This is a genomic window from Nostoc sp., assembly GCF_036917615.1.
GTDB lineage: Bacteria > Cyanobacteriota > Cyanobacteriia > Cyanobacteriales > Nostocaceae > Nostoc.
On sequence record NZ_JBALCZ010000093.1, the window covers coordinates 52,764 to 71,980 of the forward strand.

Consider the following 19,217-nt stretch of genomic DNA (forward strand, 5'->3'; position numbering starts at 1 on the left):
TACTAGGAATTATTTTGGGATTGCCCTTGACGGTGGGGATAGGCAGTCTTAAAAATATCCTGAATTTTAGTCTTTTGTTCAGCCGTGAGATTCAGGCTCAACACTGCTTTACGCATTTTTTCACCTTGTTGTAATTTCGTTGACAATTGCTTTACCTGATCTGGGGTCAGAACTGCCTCAACTTGCTTGCGAACTTCTTCGCGCTTCTTGGCGCGTTCCGGCGTATTCGATGCCGGAGAGTTTGTTGTAGAAGTGTCAGATACCTTTGTCCCATTGTCTGCTTGAGAGACATCTGGAGACTTAGAACTGGTGCAACCTGTCATTCCTCCAATCAGAATAGTTGCAAGTAGAAGGGTTGGTAAAATTATCTGTTTTTTAATCATTTACTTCTCTGGTTTTTGTTGTATGTAATACGACTGTTCTGACTCAATTTAGGTTTATGACTGTTTAGAAGGTGTTTGAAAAGTTACTGCTTTACTCACACCAGCTAATCTTAAAAGTTGGGATGGGTTTGTGCATGAGCTAGAATTCCTAACCTGACCAGTAAAAAAGTACTCAAGTTCTTGTGACTTTTTTCCTAATTTAGAAATATTAATCAGTCGGAATGGCTCTATCGATACTAGAGACAGATTCGTTATATAGGAAGAAGAGTTTCATCCTAAAATTGTGAAAATACCTATGGTTTTGTTACAAAGGCCATTGAGTTGGAACAGTTCTATGGTTCGCTTGACCTACCCATCGTTTCGTCTGTTGCTTTACCTAGAATGGCTGTTATTAGCCACGGCAATGTTCATGGAAGTTCTGCTGCCGTTTGAGTTGTCCTGGTCGTTGCTGCTACGAGTTGGCGCGATCGCAAGTTTCAGCTTGATGGGCTTGAGGCTACCAATGGTGAAGCTGGAAACAAAATTACTTTATACAGGACTGGAATTCGGTTTAATTTTGCTGCCAACAACTCAACATAGCTTATCTAGTCGTTCCGTTTTCCTGCTGTGTCTGGTACTGGTGATGCGGAGTTGTTTGATATTTAAGCAATCGGGACAGTTGGTTGTCTTGGGTTTATCTCTGCTAACTTATGGAACACTGCTTTTGTCAAGACCGATTGTACCTAAGAATTTTAAGCCAGATCTGATCGCTATGTCTTGGGATTGGCGATTAAGTAATATATTATTGTTTAGCTTAACGTTAGTATTCGCTTTATTGTTAATAAATGCCCTGCTTGCAGAACGCCAAAGTCGAGAGCAGTTAGAAATTGCCCATCAGCAATTAGAGATAACCAATCAACAACTGTGCCAGTATGCGCTACGGATTGAAGATCAGGCAACCTTGCAGGAACGCAACCGAATTGCCCGCGAAATTCATGATGGGTTGGGACACACTCTAGCCGCCCAAACCATTCAGATTAATAACACCCTATTATTCTGGGAATCAAATAATCACAAAGCATTGACATTTCTCAAACAGGCAAAGCAACTGGGGGCTGAGGCGCTGCTGGAAATTCGGCGATCGCTTTCTGTTTTGCGTTCAAATCCTTTGCAAGGGCAATCTCTCAAATCAGCCATTGAAAAGCTGCTGACAGATTTTCAGCAAACCACAGGTATTGAACCGTCTTGTAAAATTGATCTACCGTACACTTTACCAACAGAAGTAAACACGGCCCTTTACCGGATTGTCCAAGAATCGTTGACAAATATTTGCAAACATGCTCAGGCGACGAGTGTCACCGTTGGATTACTGGCTCACACTGGGATGATTCATCTGTCAATCGAAGATAATGGAAAAGGGTTTAATCCCACTCAAAATACAACTGGGTTTGGGCTACAAGGGATGCGAGAACGGGCGGTTGCACTGGGCGCTCAGTTAAATCTCCACAGTCAATTAGGAACAGGTTGCTGTATTTCTGTTTCTTTGCCACTATCAAAGCTGTTGTTTTAGCTATGATTCGGATTTTATTAGTTGATGATCAGCATCTGATTCGCCAGGGACTTAAGAGTATGCTTGAGTCGAATGCCCAAATGCAGGTAATTGGTGAGGCGGAGAATGGACAACGCGCACTCGAGGTGATTGCCGCACTGCAACCCGATATTGTGCTAATGGATATTCGGATGCCCGTAATGGATGGAGTTGCCACAACAAAGGCGATCGCTCAACAATATCCTGAGATTAAGGTTCTTGTCCTCACCACCTTCGATGATGATGAGTATGTTTACCAGGCGATGCGGCTGGGTGCAAAGGGCTATTTGCTCAAGGACACCGAACCAGATGAACTAATGTTAGCAATTCGAGCCGTCTACAAGGGACAAACCCTACTCGGCCCGGGATTGTTTGAGAAAGCACTCATGCCTATTGCCGTATCTGTCCCGTCCGTGGAACCTCCTCCAGAATTGGCGCAACTTACACCCAGAGAATTAGATGTATTGCGGTTAATTGCTTGTGGAGCCAATAACCGTGAAATTGCTGAATCGCTGTTTCTTTCAGAAAATACTGTTAAGAATTATGTTACCAATATTCTGAGTCGATTGAATTTACGCGATCGCACTCAAGCCGCTTTGTTTGCCCATTCGTTGTTTGGTGGACTTAAATAAGTAAGTTGGCATAATCAAACCAAACTATCTAAAGAAAGATAAACAAGGCTAAAACCTTTTTTATCACTAAGTTATACGTAAACTATGATTGGCGATCGCTCAAAGTCAAAAATCAAAGATCAAAATTAATTAATTATTTTTGACTTTTGACTTCTAACTTTTGACTTCGAGGAAAGCGAGTGGTGGGGTTCTAACTTTTGACTTTTGAATGAATGACTTTTAACTTCTCCGAAGGGAGTGATATCATGTCCGTCTAATTAGTTATAATTCGCGCATCTGTGCAAAAACATAGTCGAGGTGCAAAGATGTACGACAACGGCGGATTGCAGGGTAGAAAAGCAATGATTTCAGTTACGCTTGGCGGATTTGCTGGGATGAACAGTGTCAGCGGCATCAATGGCGATATTAACCAGCAGCTTTTCCACATTAATCATGGAGTACTTTACTTTGCTGGGATGCAAGTACTTCCATCGTTCGTCGCCTACGCGCCAGATCAGGTTGGACAGGATGGCAGAGAGCAAATCCTTAACGAGTATAAACAGCGTCTCTTGTCGATCCAGACTACACCACCCCTACCCTACCGCCCTCTTGCAGATTATGATCACAACTTCGTTCTCAAGTCAGGAGATTGAGGATTCATACTAGAGTGCTTCTTTATTAACAGTTGTACTGCTCATTTGTTCTCGCAAAATAGCAATTTGAGAAAGCATGATTTTTTCTAGTGCGCCAGTTTCCACTGCTCCCATCCAGCGAATCATTGATGAGAGAAATAGTTCTTTTAGGTACGCAAAGGAAAAGCCGTCAGTGAGTGCAAGCATTTGATCGATAGCCTGATCAGACAAGCGCATTGCTATTTTCAATTTATCGTTCCATAATGTGATGTAGGCTTGCCGTTCTGAAATATCTGGCAGTTCAAAATGATATTCGCGGTCAAAACGACTGGGGCGATCGCTAATTGCAGAATCTAAACTTCTGGATGATTAGTGGTTGCAATGGTCACAATCCCTTGATTCTCGGCAAAGCCATCAAGTTCATTCAAGAAGAAAGAGCGATTTTCGTCGCTCAACAGAGAATCAATATCCTCTAGTACCAGAATACAAGGGGCAGACTGCCGTGCTTGTTCAAATACTTTCCGAATATTTGCACTATCAGTGTCTGACTCCGACTTAAAGCTTTTGACATACAAGCAAGGCTGCTGCATTTGATTAATCAATGCTTTAAATGTATGCGTTTTCCCATTTATTGGTGAGCCAATAAATAAAATACCTCGCTTCCAAGGTACACCATAATCTGCGTAAATTTCGCGCGATGCAAAGAAGTTTATCAATTCATCTTGAATATCTTCTTTCAGATTTCTATGTAAGACTAGATTCTGAAAATTTGCACCTTGAATAGATTTAAACAACTCTGGATTCTTGTTCCAGTAACCATCTTCAAAAACTAAAACCTCGTCGCGAATTTCTGCGTTCCAATCACAAACGGCAGTAAAAAACTTTTCTGCCAATTCTTTGCTGTCAGCTAAAATCCAGTAATAGCGAGTTTTACAAGAACCTTGCTGCCAACTCATCAAGAGTACATCGAGTTTTTCTCCTTGCCATGTCACCTCAAAACTGGCATTTTCGGTATATTTGTAAATTTCGTTCTCCATGCCATTCCAGCCAGTGAGTATTTTGAGCTACTGAGTCTACATCTGAGCGCAACTCAGTACCAATATATTTGTTTTTTTAACCTATTGATAGCGGTTTCTTAACATTATTGGCATAGTTTGAGGTTGCTCAAACCGAATTAATACTAATTAGATATGTAGCTATTTTGTCACAGATATCCAAGCTTTCCCGTACTGATATTGCGAACACCTAAACTGTGAAGTAAGTCTTTGCATCCATCCTTTTGTGGTCATGGCACGCGTAGGCGCAGCCCGTCGTAGACATCGCCGCACCATCATTTAGTATTATTACAAAAGTTCATATTTAACCAAAATCAATTTACGTATTAATAGGCACATTATGTCTATGTAATAATCGCAAATCCCGATAAAATACTGGTGAGAAAATTTTTGATAAATTTCCGCGAAAAACTTAAACTTGAGTTTGATAACTAGAGAGTAAGCTCTACTGATCCAGGCATTAAACATCAAATTATGGATTCGTTTATTGAGATTTTAAACAGTCAGAGGGATCTCTAGACTACTTCTGCAAGTAATTCACGAGGAGATCCTTTATGACAAACGCCCACACGGTAAGTAATCTAAACCAACAACTCCAGCAGCTTGTTGCCGAAGCCTGTTCGCATTCAGCAAGGAGTTTGATGCGGCGGCAAAAACTTAGTGAGATAGTTAGAGTTGTGATGAAATCCGGCAAACTATGGAAGGAGAACACAGCTTACTATAATGATGCTCTGCAACAAACTTGGTTATATTTCTGCCGAAACCCAGAGCAGTATAACCCCCAAAGTTGTAGTGTTATCACTTGGCTAGACAATTGTCTTAAATGGCGACTGCAAGATTTCCGTTCGTCGGAAGCGGAAAATCTAGCCAGAACTGTTCCTGTCTCTATGCTAGGAATTGAAGAAATAACTAAAACAATTGAAAGCTTGCCAGCTGCTGCCGAAATTCCACCAATTTTGGAAGAAACTTACCAATGGGCCTTTACAGATCCAGAGAAGGACTTAGCCAGCACTTATATTAAAGGACGCCCTGACGTAACTTGCCAAATCCTGATCCTGCGACGCTTGCCTCCAGAAACCTCCTGGAAAGACATCGCTAAGAAATTCAACTTACCCCCATCAACTGCACCCAACTTCTATAAACGTGAATGCTTACCCCGGTTGCGAAATTTTGCTCTCAAGCAAGGATATCACGAAATTTTGGATTAAGGCAGAGATATCTAAAATAGAGGATTATCTATAAAGTGGAAGGACAACTTATGATTCATAGCATCAAGAACCTAGAAGAAAAATCCATTCCGGTGGCTATTACCCAAGCAGCGCTAAAAATAGCATACAAGTTTGCCGATGAACAGTTGACATTAGAAAAGAAAAAGCAGGTTTATCTTAATACGTTGGCTGTATGTGCGGTAAATGATTACATGGAAATGATGAACATTCCCACAGATCCAAAGGCTAGCGATAGTTGGAATTCAGCCATGCGCTATTATGCAGATGTGGCAGACCTAAAGTTGAGTGGATTGGGTCACTTAGAATGTCGCCCCGTCACCTCTGGTAGTGTCTGCTATATTCCACCAGAAGTACTGGATGACAGAATCGGCGTAGTTGTAGTTGAGCTAGACATAGAGCATCAGCAAGCAACTCTAGTGGGGTTTGCTAAAACAATAAAAGCTGGTGAACTTTTTTTTAATGAGTTACAGACTATTGAGAACTTACTTGCATATCTTGATTCACTCGAAAGTAACCCGAAGGAAGTCAAGTTGAGCTATTGGTTGGAAAATATTTTTGAGGCAGGTTGGCAGCCGATATCAGAAATTTTAGCACCAAAAATACCACAATTTGCTTTTCGCTATAGTAACGGAGTGACGCGGGGTAAGCTGATTGACATGGGTATACAACTCCCTAGACAATCGCTGGCACTAGTTGTTACACTCACACCAAAAAATTCGGTAGAAATCCAACTAAAATTGCAGGTGCATCCATCCGGTGAGCAAGCCTACTTACCCAACAATCTGATCGTCAAAGTGCTAGATCAAAAAGGCGTTACTGTTATGGAAGCTCATGTTATAAGTGGCAGTACTCATGTAACACTAGAGTTTAATGTTCAAAAAGGAGAGCGTTTTAGCGTTAACTTAGAGTTGGGAGATACTAATATTACTGAGAAGTTTGTTGTTTAAGCACATATACTTGTCAATTGCTAACCATGCAAAAGTTGGTTGTTTTAAATCTAGATGGTGATTTGAATCAGGGGGTAAAAGTCACGCTGGAGATTGGCGCAGAAGGCGATCGCGCCAGTATAGAAGTTCAAGGCTATCTGACCCCAAAGCCAGAGATAATTGCAGATTATAAGCTTTGGCGAACAACCTATCGCAGTTTAGCAAATTTTCGCCTTACACCTGTGAGTATTAATGTCGGAAGTTCTCTTAATGAGCATCTGAACAACTGCCGCAAGTTAAATAACAAGTTAAGTCAGCAAATGAATAGTTGGCTCAACTGTAACTCGTTTCGTCCACTGAAGGAGAAATTACTCAAACAGCTAACGTTAAATGATACAGTCCGCGTACTAATTAAAACGAGTGACACTTGGCTACGTCGTCTTCCGTGGCATTTATGGGATTTTTTTGAGGATTACTCTCAAGCAGAAGTTGCCTTAAGCGCCCCAGAGTATGAATATCTGCCAAAATCAAAAACAGATATTATTAAAGGGAAGGTAAAAATCTTAGCAATTCTGGGTAATAGTCAAGGAATCTTGATTGAGAAAGATAGAAACCTATTGGAGATGTTACCAGATGCAGAAACCACTTTTCTAGTAGAACCACAGCGCAGCCAGTTAAATGAACAACTTTGGGAACAAGACTGGGACATTTTATTTTTTGCCGGACATAGTTCTAGCCTTGAGGATGGTAAGAGCGGTAATATTTTTATTAATGAAACAGATTGCTTGACAATTTATGAGCTAAAGTATGCTCTGAAAAAAGCTGTAAGCAAGGGGTTGCAGTTAGCTATTTTGAATTCTTGTGATGGCTTAGGACTAGCACATCAGCTAGAAGACTTGCACATTCCACAAATCATCGTTATGCGGGAGCCAGTGCAAGACTTGGTGGCACAAGAATTCTTAAAAAATTTCCTCAAAAAATTTTCCAGTGGCGAGTCTATGTACTTAGCAGTACGAGAATCAAGGGAAAAATTACATGGCATTGAAGATCAATATCCTTGTGCGGTTTGCTTACCTATAATTTGTCAAAATCCAGCGGCAGTGCCACCAGCTTGGAAAGATTTTTTTATAAACCCACAAATAGAAACTAGCAAGCTTCAAGTAAATAAATATAGAACTCCAGTGCAGTTTTGGTGGCGTAGTGTTCAAGTAGTGCTGTTATCCAGTTTGATTATTACTGGTTTGGTAATGGGGGTGCGATCGCTTGGTTTATTGCAGCCATCTGAACTAAAAGCTTTCGACCAGATGATGGGGCTGCGCTGGGAGGAAAAACCAGATTCGCGTTTTTTGATAATTACTATTGATGAAGCGGATATTCAGTATCAGAACCGCATGAAGATGAATATGCGATGGTCACTATCAGACCAAGCACTCGCACAATTATTAAAAAAACTAGATCAGTATCAGCCAAGATCAATCGGCTTAGACATCTATCGTGATTTCCCTGTAGACTCCAATAATGCAGATTTAGCAAATAGACTACAAAAAGATAAACGCCTTTTTGCCGTATGTAAAGTTTCTGCACCTCTTGATGGTGCGCCAGAAGGCACTCCTCCAGCTCCTGAAATCCCAGAACAACGCTTAAGCTTTAGTGATTTTGTTGCAGATGATAATGACGTAGCCCGCCGTCAGCTTTTGCATTTAACACCTCCTTTAACATCTCCCTGTGCCGCAGAATATGCTTTTAGCCTCCAAATAGCGCTTGATTATTTGGAGGCTAAAGGTATCAAATCATATATCAACCCAGAAGGGAACTTGCAGATTGGCAATGTTGTATTTAAGCAATTAAAATCTCATACTAGCGGCTACCAACAAGTAGATGCATCGGGTTATCAAGTCTTGGTCAATTACCGTTCGCTTTCTTATCCTCAAAACATTGCTCAACAAGTATCTCTCAGAGATGTTCTTAATGACCGGATTAACTCCGAATTAGTCGAGTTGTTGAAAGGGCGAATTATTTTGATTGGTGTTATTGCTCCAACAACTACTGATTATTGGAAAACTCCTTATAGTGCTAAAGTCGTTCCTAATCAAAAGCTGATACCAGGGGTCTTTGTCCAAGCTCATATGATCAGCCAGATCCTTAGCGCGGTTCTAGATCATCGACCTTTGCTTTGGTGGTGGCCTACTTGGGTTGAAGGACTCTGGGTATGGGGATGGTCACTATTAGGAGGAATTTTAGCATGGTATATACGGTCTCCACTGCGTCTTGGGGTGGCTGGAATGATAATGCTATTGTCATTATCTAGTATATGTTTTGGTATTTTTACGCAGGCAGGGTGGATACCACTTATTCCAGCAGCATTGGCATTAATGGCTACACAAGTAGCGGTTGTGTTCAGAGATGTTCGTAATCGTTAACTTTCGTAAGCAACTTTCTATATATTTTAGATTCATAATATTATATCAGTATTTACACAGCTAAAAAAATTACAAGGACTCATGTTGTGTTGCAAACAAATATATAAGTTGTCATTCCCAGCCGATTAAAGGATTTCTAGAATTATTTACTTCACTCCAAATTATATCTTTCTTTGAGCGCTAATTAAATTAAGCATTTTTAAGTTTATGTTTTCCGTAATCTGATAACTTTTTATTGTAGTTAACATTAGGAGATTGCTAGAAATATAGTAAATCAATGAAATGTCTTTCATAGCTAGTTATAAGAGTTTAGTGTGTTCCGAACTTATGATGATCACTGCAAAGCTAAAGTTAGTTTCTTCTCTGTGATTGACGTTTATATTCCTTTTGCAAAAGGACTATTTTTTTGATGAAACTTACTTGCATAGTGACTTTAGCACTTCTTGGACTCATAAATTGCCCTTCATTAGTTTTGGCATATATCGCTCAATCAGTTAACAAACACCTTGTTAATATGCGTAGCCAATCTGAGCGTCCAAAATTTCCAGATAACGGCGCACCTACAGGTCGCCGTAAAGGAGGTACAAGCCGTGATGGTTGTACCCCTTTAAATATGCCTATTACTGCCTTAGTGCCTGGTGAAGAAATTGCAGAGGAATCAAAATCCTTTTTGACTTTTACAATTTTTGAATATCCAACTTTTTGGGTGTATGTGCCGGAATTACCTCTAAATGCTCACTTTGGCGAGTTCTTACTTCAAGATGAAAATGACGAAAATATCTATCGAATATCTCTATCATTACCAGAAAAGGCTAGTGTTGTTGGCATTCCCTTACCGCAAATTCCAGAATACGCTTTAAAAACAAACAAAAACTATCAATGGTATTTTAAACTTTTTTGTGGTGATCCCCGAAAAACACCAGATTATTTTTATGTGAAAGCATGGGTACAACGTGTCCCACTAACTTCTAAACTTCAAAGTCAATTGAATATAGGACAATCAAATTCCTATACTACTTATGCTGCCAACCAGCTTTGGCAAGACGCCATAACAAATTTAGCTAATCTCCGTCTGACTAATCCAGACTCACACATCTTTCTAAAGGATTGGACGCTTTTATTAAAAGATATTGGCTTATCAGAACTTGCACCAGTACCGATTATGAAACTTGATAAACTACAAAAAGGTGTTCGGCAATCAAATTAATATTTAAAATCAATATGACAAAAAAATACTGGATGTTTTTCCGCTGGTTACGATGGGTTTTTAAATTTTTTAAATTTTCTTCTTTAGCGCTAGTAACATCTCTACTATGTAATCTTGTCCCACCTGTTTTAGCAAACCTTATTTACCCCAATCTCAAACATCCACAAACTCAAATTCAACACTTAGTAACTCACACTCAAAGCTTGGTAGAGCAGGGTAAAGCTTTCTATGAAGCAGGACAATTTGCAGAAGCGCTCAAGGTCTTGGAAGAGGCTGCTATCGATTTTAGAAATACTGGAGATCAACTCAACCAAGCTATGGTGCTGAGTAATCTTTCCCTCACTTATCAGCAACTTGGTCAGGTAACAGAAGCAGAAAAAGCAATTACCCAAAGCCTCAATCTGTTACAAAGTTTGGATACTTCAAAAGACTATTTTGCAATTATGGCACAAGCCTTGGATGTACAAGGAAAGTTACAATTAATCCAAGGACAAACTGAGGCGGCATTGTCTACTTGGCAAAAAGCTGCTGAAATTTATCAGCAAATAGGTGATAAAGAAACATTAATTCGTAATCGGATTAACTCTGCTCAAGCTATGCAGGCTTTAGGTCTTTACCATCAAGCACAAAAGACCTTAATAGAAGTTGAGCAAACCCTTACTAGTCTGACAAATTTATCCACCAAGGCGGCTGGGTTGCTTGGTTTGGGAAATGTCCTGCGATCTGTTGGTGATTTAGATAAATCTAGAACTATTTTAGAGCAAAGTTTGGTTGTAGCAAAGCAAGTACAATCTTCAAAGGCTATAGCTGATACGCTACTTAGCTTAGGTAACACAGCCTTTACTCAAGGCAAAAGTCAATTAACCATAGGCAACACAGAATTTGCTCAACAACAGATTCAAGCTGCCTTAAGATTTTATCAGCAAACAGCTACAATTGCACCACCTACTACACGGCTTCAAGCACAGCTAAATCAGCTAAGTCTAATTTTAGAGGTTCTTAACAACAAGTCAGACGAAAATACGTTAAAAGAAGCTTTGGACTTGTCTTCTCAAATCCAATCAGAAATTAACAAATTACTTCCTAGCCGAAATTCAGTATATGCTCGGATTCAGTTTGCATCCATTTTAAAAAAATTAAGACATCAAACAAGCATAAGTGGTCTCTCGAATTTGGATATCGCTCAACTTTTATCTACTGCTGTACAGCAAGCCAAAAATTTGAGAGATCAGCGAGCTGAATCTTATGCCCTTGGGTTTCTTGGTGGGCTATATGAAAATAATAAACAGTTATCTGATGCCCTAGCATTAACTGAAAAAGCTTTGTTTATAGCGCAGAGGATTAATGCATCGGATATTATTTATCAATGGCAATGGCAGCAGGGGCGTTTACTCAAGCAACAAGGAGATGTAAAAGGTGCAATTTTTGCATACGATGCGGCTTACAAAACTCTAGAATCTCTGCGCGGTGATTTAGTTACTGCTAGCCAAGACGTTCAGTTTTCTTTTCGTGAGAGTGTGGAACCAGTGTATCGAGAGTTAGTTGAATTGCAATTACGAACAGAAAACTTAGAACAGGGCACACCAGAGAGCAGTCAATACAAGCTCAAACAAGCTCGTCAGGTAATTGAATCACTTCAGCTAGCAGAACTGAACAACTTCTTTCGTTCACCTTGTTTAGAACCAATTGTTGAGATTGACAAAGTGGTTACCCAGGACAAAAAAGCCGCAATTATCTATCCAATTATTTTGCCAAACAGCTTAGAGGTTATTTTAACCTTGCCAAACCAACAATTACGTCATTATACAAGCAATGTATCCCAAGAGAAGGTGGAGAGTACTATAGCTTTGCTGAGTAAATATTTACCTGATGTGGCTGCGACTGCTGAAGTCAAGCAACAATCACAGAAGATATATGATTGGTTAATCAAACCAGCCCAAGTAGAATTGTCTAATAATGGTATTACCACCTTAGTTTTTGTGCTAGATGGTGAATTACGAAATATTCCAATGGGGGTTCTCTACGATCAACAGAACAAGAAATATTTAATGGAGAAATATGCCATTGCTCTAACTGCTGGGTTACAACTCCTTGACCCTAAACCTTTGCAAAAGGTGCAGTTAAATGCTTTAATTGCTGGAGTAGGAGAAGCACGTTCGATAGAAGGGCGAAAATTTTCATCACTGAAAAATGTCGCAGGGGAATTAAAAGAAATTCAGATGGAAATTCCTAATAGTCAAGAATTTTTAAATCAAAACTTTATTGACAATAATCTCCGAAAAAAACTGCAAACATCTGCTTTTTCTGTAGTTCACTTAGCAACTCATGGAGAATTTAGTTCTGATCCAGAAAGAACTTTTCTTCTGACTTGGGATAAGTTATTGAAAGTTAAACAATTTGATACATTACTGCGGGTTAGTGATAAGAGGTCTAGCAGTATAGAGTTACTTGTCTTGAGTGCTTGCAAAACTGCTCTTGGTGATAAGCGAGCTGCTTTGGGATTAGCTGGAATCGCCGTGCGAGCAGGCGCACGCAGTACATTAGCAAGCTTATGGTCAGTGGACGACCAGTCTACTGCCCAACTCATGAGTGAGTTTTATCGAGAGTTAAAAACTGGAATCAATAAAGCACAAGCACTCCAGCGTGCTCAATTAGCTGTATTTGCTAAAGAAAAAAGCCCTTATTTCTGGGCATCTTATGTCCTAGTGGGGAATTGGCTTTGATAAGAGGCAGGGGGACTCGTGGCCCCCTCTGGGGATAGGGGGAAGAGGGGGCAGGGGGATAAGGTACAAACCTCGCCCTTCTCTACGAGACCCGTATTTGAGCGATCGCAACGCGCATCTACTGATGAGATCCAGAAGCACTGCAAGATACAGCGTTTTGCCATGAACTACTAGCGGTTTTATTGACTTGGGATGTAAGTACCACCTCTCCCTTTTCGTTTACCGCCCATCCACTTGCTTCTACAATAGGTTCTGGTGTTGTTGTTACTGGCCTAATAGTAACAGGGGGAGTGTGGCGATCGCTGCTAGAGTTGAGCGATACCCAAGCTACCTCCACTGTGTCAGGAGTGAGAACATCCTTGGTGGGATTGGGAGGCAAACCACCGCGTCCGGTGATCACAAAACTGCTTTGAGCATAACCTGGACTATCGCAAACTTGTGCTACCTCAGTGTCAACTGGTATTGTTGGTAACTGTACTAAACTCCTGCTGGGGTCAACGTCAGGTGTGTTAAGTTGGATAGTGCCATTGAATTGAGAACTTGCTCCTGTGGCAGTGATGTCGCTTTTTGCAGTTGGTGCATTCCTCGGCTGAATGCCAAAGATCCCTTGAGCGCTGATTTCGACTTTTCCACCCCGAAAGTCAGCAGAATTAGCACTGATATCACTATTTTCTTCAGGAATAGCAATGATAAAGCCATCTTTTGCATCAATTTCGATGTTGCCGCCAGGAATACCAGAACCTTTGGCATTGGTGGTGATAGAACTTTGATTGCGTAAGAACAACAAGGGCGATCGCATAAAGATATTTCCGCCTCCTCCTGTAGTGTCAGCAGTAATTTTGGCAGCGTTGTTGAGATATATCGAGTTAGCGTTAACTTTTAAATCACCCGCACGCCCTGAGCCTGCGCTATTTACAGTTATTTTCGCTCCATCCTGAACTGCCAATTTTCCTGTTGTCAGTGTCAAGTCACCGCCTGCTCCTTGTCTTGTCGTCTCAGCCGAAATCACTGAGCCGTTACCAGTGAGATTAATAGATTCAGGAGCATTGACATTTAGGGTTCCTCCTTTACCACTACCAGAGCTAGCAGCCGATACTGTTGCTCCTCCAGTAAAATTTACAGCTAAGGTTTGCCCATTGTTATTGGGTTGAATTGTCAAGTTCCCGCCTGGTGCAGTTCCTGTCGTCCCAGCTTCTAATCTGCTGCCGTCTGTCAAGTTCAATTGTGCAGCTTGCACAGTTAGATTGCCACCATTAGCTGCGGGGTTAGTAGAATTAGTAGCGGCTGAAACGCGCATTCCATTGGCGATAGTTAGTTTTTCAGTCCCAAGAAGCACATCTCCAGCTTGTCCACTACCATCACCTTCAGATGTGGCTGCCAAAGTTCCACTACCACTAAGAGTTATAGATTCAGGTGCAAGGACTGTAAGATTTCCTCCCTTACCACTACTTGAAGTGGATACTGATATCTGCGCTCCGTCAAGAAAATTAGCCGTTAAGCTTTGTCCTTGCTTTCCAGGTTGGAGAGCTATATCTCCAGATAAACCTGTACCAGTTGATTGCGCGAATAAACCGCTTGAAGAGCCACTGAGATGGATTTCTGAAACATTTGCTGTAATCTTACCTGCTTGACCACTGGCAGAGGTAGAGGTGCGGAGTTGCCCGCCATTAAAAGCACTTAAACTATTTGCATTAAAGGTAACGTTACCCGCATCTCCCTGTCCACTTGTGCTGGCACTGACTTGAGCGCCATCAGCTACAGTTAAGTTAGTTGTATTCAATTCTATAGTCCCGCCATTGCCAGTGGAGTTTGTAAATGTATTGGAGAACAGTCCACTAGCAGGACTAACTGGATCAACAGTAAAACTATCAAATTCAGCTAGTCGTTCAAAGTAGGTAGGGTCACTGCCAGAGAGGGTAATGCTGTCAGTAGCATTGACATTAATGCTGCCTGCATTGCCACCACTCAAGGCAGTTGCGAGTATTTGCCCACCACCACTAATCTTAAGGGTGTTTACGTCAACTGTGATATCTCCGCCCTCAAAGTCACTTCTGCTTTTAGCACTCAAAACTGCTCCATCTAATATATTTAATGCACCTGTGCGGATTGTTATATTACCACCGCGATCGCTTGCTCCTTCTTCGGTGTTTGTAAGCAAGCCACTAGAGAATCCTTCTAGGCTAACTCCAGAGATAGTAACAAAATCTTTTGCTTCAATTTGAATATTCCCAGCGCTTTTGCTCCCTTGTGTTGTGGCTAAAAATTCAGCACCGTCATTAAGAGAAAGTGATTGTGCCAAAATTTGGATATCACCTGCCTTGCCCTTTCCTTCAGTGGTGCTGAAGATATAGCTATCATTTCTGAAAGAAACATTATTATTTGTTTGAATCGAGACGTTGCCAGCATTTCCCTCTCCAGTAGTGGAGTTCTGGATATAGCTATTATTTCCGAAAGAAACATTATTGTTTGCTTGAATAAAGACGCTGCCAGCATTCCCCTTTCCAGGGGTGGAGCTTTGAATATAGCTACCATCTACAAAAGAAAGATTACCATTTGCTTGAATGAAGACGTTGCCGGCATCTCCGTCTCCAGTGGTAGAGTTATCAATACTGCTACTATCTGCAAAAGAAATATTACCATTTGCTTGAATTGAAATACTAGCAGCATTTCCTTGTCTAGGAATACCTCTGCCAAATTTATCTGTTCCAGAGGTTCCGCTTTCAATTAATGTATTAGCAAAAGAAATATCACCATTAGCATACATTAAGATGTTTCCAGCATTTCCTTTTCCAACAGTACCAGCGGAGATAAAATTTCCTATCAAAAATAAATCGCTATTATTGCTATTATTTAGAAAAGAAAGGTCGCCGTTCACTTGGAATGAAATATTTCCGGAGTTTCCTTGTATGGCAGCACTAAAAATGGAGTTATTTGTAAAAGAACTATTTCCATTTGCCTGAACTGATATCTTGCCAGCATTCCCCTGCCCAAAGTTTTCGATTAGCAGTACAGCCGAATCCATTACCAAAAATGACCCAGATTTAAGATTGATATCACCCGTATTACCAGTACTACCAGAATTAACCTTATTAATAAATTGAGTCGTTCTAATCGGATTTGTTTGCCCGATTCTCATGGCTTCTGTAGTATTAAGTGTAATATCTCCAGCTTGAGAATCAACTGTCCCTTCTCCCACGATTCCAGTTGCAAGGATACTATTAAAAATTTCTAGGTTCCGGGCGTTAATGGTAATATTACCTCCATCTTGAGCTAATACATCAACTATTGCTTCCTTAGTAAGAGAAACGTCAGATCTGCCTAGATCATTAGGAAAGCTTAAATATAAATTGTTGTCATCTCTATTCAAATCTATTGCTCCAGAACCTAAAGCTCCTCCCAACTCCACGCGACCACCTGGAGCTTGTAAAACTCCACCATCTAAGCTCACATTGCCGCCCACGAGTAATAAACTTCGACCATTAGAAACTTTTAGACCCTGATAAGCAGGCTCTAAAAAATCTGGATCTGGAGAAGTAAGAGAAGGAGCAAGTCCTATAGCTCTACGTGATCTGACAGTGATCGGAGCAGCAGCAATCTGATTAAACAAAAAAGCAGAAGGATTTACATTCAGAAGTCCTTTTGGAATAGGCTCAACCGGGTTAGCGCTGAAAATTTCACCATTAGCCAATCCAATGGCATTTGCTGTTGTGACGACAAATGAACCATTTATATTTAAACTAGCGTTCGGTCCGAAAATGATCCCATTAGGATTAATCAGGAATAAGTTGGCTGTACCATTAGCTCGGATTAATCCATCGACATCAGAAATAGACTTGCCTGTTACTCTACTAATAATGTTCTGAATATTCCCAATATTATTAAAGGAAGCAGTATCGCCAGTCGGGACAGAGAATTCTTGAAAGCTGTGAAACAGGTTGCCGCCGACTTGTGTTCCACCATTGATGTTAAAGGTGTTACCTTCTTTTATAATGTTAGAGTTAGTGGGTAAGGTGCGATCCGAGCTAATTTGAGCGATCGCACAATTTCCAGACAAAGCGCTGACACTGATCGCAATACCTAGCGCTGCACCCCAATAATTAAAATCCCAACTACCAGACATTGCAATCCTCCACAAGTATTACCAACACCAAAGTTTAGTTAAGCACATATAGGACTCCTATTTGATTTTTGAATAACTAAGCTGCCTATAAGCTAATACGCTTGGGTTAAGGAAATTTATCCGTTAAGGCAGGCTGTTCTTGAGCAGGGGGAGCAGGGAAAGCAGGGGAAGCAGGGAGAGAGAAAAAAGGCTTAAGTGAACTGTATTGGCCTATAGCTTGACATACAAAGCTTTACTTCTCAGTATACTGAGCAAGATTCAAGTAGGATTCCTATATCAAGATAATTGCTACTTATTGCTTAATAACAAGACATAGCCCAATCACGCCATCTAGCGCTGTTAAAGTTTGAGTAAGCAGTGTCTGCATAAAAAATTGCAAGTTAGTAAAGGGAGTTCTTAAATAAGCCGTTATTGCCACATCATCTCAAAACACAAATTTTTCGCAATAATTTCAAATTATTACAAAAGTTTGCATTTATAATCTTTAAATCACCGCGATAGCCCAAAGAATAGTATCGGCGCAATCGTACTCAAACGGGACAAACTTAACCCAATCTTGCTTAATAACTGGGGGTTCGCCCATTTTTTTTGAAGTTAGAGAAATTGGTAAATAATGTAGTCATAAGGGTTTGTCAGAAATCAGGTTTTTGGATGGTGGCGAGTGGTGAACCAATACCCAAAATTAATTAGCTCTCTCGCAGCGATAGCGTTCGCGTAAGCGTTTGCTCTGCAAAAGCGCCGACCTATCGGTTCGCAATCTGGGACAAAGGCTATAACCGAATGGCGCTCTTGTAAAGGTGAAAATTTGTGCGAAGTGGTCTTGCAGTAGGAAAATGGATGAAGCGGTAGTGGTCACCAAGCTATATTTTTGGAATTATGGTGTTGAATCATTTCTTGTTAAAAGAGCCAGCTTCGGTATCTCATGAACACTCAGAGTAGATCAATCTACTTTTGTCAACCCAAAATCTGCTCTAAAAAAGCTCTAAATGGGGTAAAAGACTGACGCCTTTATTCTTTTCGGATAAAAAGTCATTTATTATGCAACCTTCTGGAACTCTTGCTGGTTTAGATATCCTAGTAGTTGAGGATGATAATGATACTCGTTTTTTCATCACTACTGTATTGGAAATGGATGGAGCAAAAGTTATAGCAGTGATGTCAGCAACGGAGGCACGCAAAGTATTATCCGAATTGCAACCCGATGTTTTAGTTTGTGATATTGGGTTGCCTGAGGAGGATGGCTACACTTTCATCTCCAAAATCCGTGCGCTCAAACCAAAGAATGGTGGACGAGTCCCGGCTATTGCTTTAACAGCCTATGCTGATAGTGAAGCTCGGATTCGTGCCTTGGAAGCTGGCTTTGACACTCATGTATCTAAACCGATTGGTCCAGAAGAACTAGTTGAGATAGTTGCTAGTTTGGTTGCTTCTTGTAATTGGTAATTATTGTAGTGCTTGATGTAAACCCAGAAGTGCGATCAGCTTTTATGGGTGTCTTTGATGCCTGGGTCGCTGAAGTTGCCGTTGAAGGTAATGGCAGTCCCTTAATTTGTTGTGATGTCTGCACCAGCATTGACTTTGGGAGCGACGTTTTTAACATCCAGCAAAAGTGTTTCTACGGTTGACACGCCTTTTGTATCGGTGAAGGTGAGGATGGCAGTGTAAGTGCCGTTGTCGGCGAAGACGTAATTTATGGTTTGTCTTGTAACTAGATTGCTATTTTTCGATTTTTCGATTGGTTGACCCTTAACCGTGACGTATTCGCTGCTTATAAAGCCAGTTTGGGCTTGATTTGGGCTTGATTTTTGTTTACGTTAGGCAAATAAAGAGCAAGAGCAAAAGCAAGAGTATCGTTAGTTACATCTGAGATGCCTTGACCTGGCTTATCTAGAACTAATACAACCTTCCAAACATTTTTGGTAACTATAATCTTGTTACTAAGTGGTGTAATGGGAACACCATATTTGTCAACAGCTTGCCCATCTCCACCCGCAACAATGTATATTTCCTTATTTTCATCCTTGACCAAATTAGTTAAAAAGGTCTCTAATCCTCCCCATCGCTTGTTTATATTTTCTGGCTGAGGAATAATATTAGATGTTAAAAACGTTGCCAAATAATCTTGTTGATTACGATTGCGGTGTTCCCCAGTGCCCATGTGTCCTCTAGTATAACCAGTGGAATCAGTCGCAAAATCATCATGCTGAACTTTTTCATTAAAAGGTAGTTTTGGATCTTCTAAAAAGTGCAGGAATAGCAACCTGTGCTGGGATTAGGAGATTATAACAAGATCGCATTGCTCCGGATCAGCTTTGCTGCTGCGCTTTGCACAATCGCACTTGTT

Annotated in this window: 15 protein-coding genes; 10 read left to right on the forward strand and 5 right to left on the reverse strand. The window is 40.7% G+C overall.

Features of this window, described 5'->3' with window-relative positions; genetic code table 11:
* Window positions 1–2: 2 nt before the first annotated feature.
* Window positions 3–383, reverse strand: a complete 381-nt coding sequence (locus V7K85_RS35360; RefSeq protein ID WP_334821227.1) for a hypothetical protein — start codon at window positions 381–383, stop codon at window positions 3–5.
* Between the two features lie 334 nt (window positions 384–717).
* Between V7K85_RS35360 and V7K85_RS35365 the strand changes: the two genes are divergently transcribed.
* From V7K85_RS35365 to V7K85_RS35375, 3 genes are all read left to right on the forward strand, one after another.
* Window positions 718–1,932 carry a sensor histidine kinase gene (locus V7K85_RS35365; RefSeq protein WP_334821229.1) on the forward strand — a complete coding sequence of 405 codons (1,215 nt, stop codon included), beginning with the start codon at window positions 718–720 and terminating at the stop codon, window positions 1,930–1,932.
* 2 nt (window positions 1,933–1,934) lie between these two features.
* Window positions 1,935–2,582, forward strand: a complete 648-nt coding sequence (locus V7K85_RS35370) for a response regulator transcription factor (protein WP_334821230.1) — start codon at window positions 1,935–1,937, stop codon at window positions 2,580–2,582.
* Between the two features lie 305 nt (window positions 2,583–2,887).
* A complete protein-coding gene (locus V7K85_RS35375) occupies window positions 2,888–3,214 on the forward strand; it encodes an NAD(P)H-dependent oxidoreductase (protein WP_334821232.1) in 327 nt (108 codons plus the stop codon).
* Between the two features lie 9 nt (window positions 3,215–3,223).
* Here V7K85_RS35375 and V7K85_RS35380 read toward each other — a convergent pair whose 3' ends face one another.
* Window positions 3,224–3,430, reverse strand: coding sequence for a hypothetical protein (locus tag V7K85_RS35380; protein WP_334821234.1), 207 nt, complete (start codon window positions 3,428–3,430; stop codon window positions 3,224–3,226).
* Window positions 3,431–3,546: 116 nt separating this feature from the next.
* Window positions 3,547–4,230 carry an ATP-binding protein gene (locus V7K85_RS35385; RefSeq protein ID WP_334821236.1) on the reverse strand — a complete coding sequence of 228 codons (684 nt, stop codon included), beginning with the start codon at window positions 4,228–4,230 and terminating at the stop codon, window positions 3,547–3,549.
* 572 nt (window positions 4,231–4,802) lie between these two features.
* Between V7K85_RS35385 and V7K85_RS35390 the strand changes: the two genes are divergently transcribed.
* The 5 genes from V7K85_RS35390 to V7K85_RS35410 all read left to right on the forward strand — a co-directional run bounded on the left by V7K85_RS35390 (window position 4,803) and on the right by V7K85_RS35410 (window position 12,753).
* Window positions 4,803–5,456 (forward strand): sigma-70 family RNA polymerase sigma factor, encoded by a 654-nt coding sequence (locus V7K85_RS35390; protein ID WP_334821237.1) that lies wholly within the window; start codon window positions 4,803–4,805, stop codon window positions 5,454–5,456.
* A 50-nt stretch (window positions 5,457–5,506) separates the two neighbouring features.
* Window positions 5,507–6,424, forward strand: coding sequence for a DUF1822 family protein (locus V7K85_RS35395; RefSeq protein ID WP_334821239.1), 918 nt, complete (start codon window positions 5,507–5,509; stop codon window positions 6,422–6,424).
* A gap of 26 nt (window positions 6,425–6,450) precedes the next feature.
* Window positions 6,451–8,823 carry a CHASE2 domain-containing protein gene (locus V7K85_RS35400; RefSeq protein WP_334821241.1) on the forward strand — a complete coding sequence of 791 codons (2,373 nt, stop codon included), beginning with the start codon at window positions 6,451–6,453 and terminating at the stop codon, window positions 8,821–8,823.
* A gap of 427 nt (window positions 8,824–9,250) precedes the next feature.
* Window positions 9,251–10,030 carry a DUF928 domain-containing protein gene (locus V7K85_RS35405; protein WP_334821243.1) on the forward strand — a complete coding sequence of 260 codons (780 nt, stop codon included), beginning with the start codon at window positions 9,251–9,253 and terminating at the stop codon, window positions 10,028–10,030.
* 14 nt (window positions 10,031–10,044) lie between these two features.
* Window positions 10,045–12,753 (forward strand): CHAT domain-containing protein, encoded by a 2,709-nt coding sequence (locus V7K85_RS35410; RefSeq protein ID WP_334821245.1) that lies wholly within the window; start codon window positions 10,045–10,047, stop codon window positions 12,751–12,753.
* Window positions 12,754–12,871: 118 nt separating this feature from the next.
* Here V7K85_RS35410 and V7K85_RS35415 read toward each other — a convergent pair whose 3' ends face one another.
* Complete coding sequence (locus V7K85_RS35415; protein ID WP_334821247.1) at window positions 12,872–16,873, reverse strand: two-partner secretion domain-containing protein; 4,002 nt, start codon at window positions 16,871–16,873, stop codon at window positions 12,872–12,874.
* A gap of 1,038 nt (window positions 16,874–17,911) precedes the next feature.
* On the opposite strand from V7K85_RS35415, the gene V7K85_RS35420 reads away from it, so the two are divergent.
* Window positions 17,912–18,316 (forward strand): response regulator, encoded by a 405-nt coding sequence (locus tag V7K85_RS35420; RefSeq protein ID WP_334821249.1) that lies wholly within the window; start codon window positions 17,912–17,914, stop codon window positions 18,314–18,316.
* A gap of 8 nt (window positions 18,317–18,324) precedes the next feature.
* Window positions 18,325–18,498, forward strand: a complete 174-nt coding sequence (locus V7K85_RS35425; protein ID WP_334821251.1) for a hypothetical protein — start codon at window positions 18,325–18,327, stop codon at window positions 18,496–18,498.
* A 143-nt stretch (window positions 18,499–18,641) separates the two neighbouring features.
* On the opposite strand, the gene V7K85_RS35430 is transcribed toward V7K85_RS35425, so the two are convergent.
* Window positions 18,642–19,133, reverse strand: coding sequence for a DNA/RNA non-specific endonuclease (locus V7K85_RS35430; protein WP_334821253.1), 492 nt, complete (start codon window positions 19,131–19,133; stop codon window positions 18,642–18,644).
* Window positions 19,134–19,217: the final 84 nt, after the last annotated feature.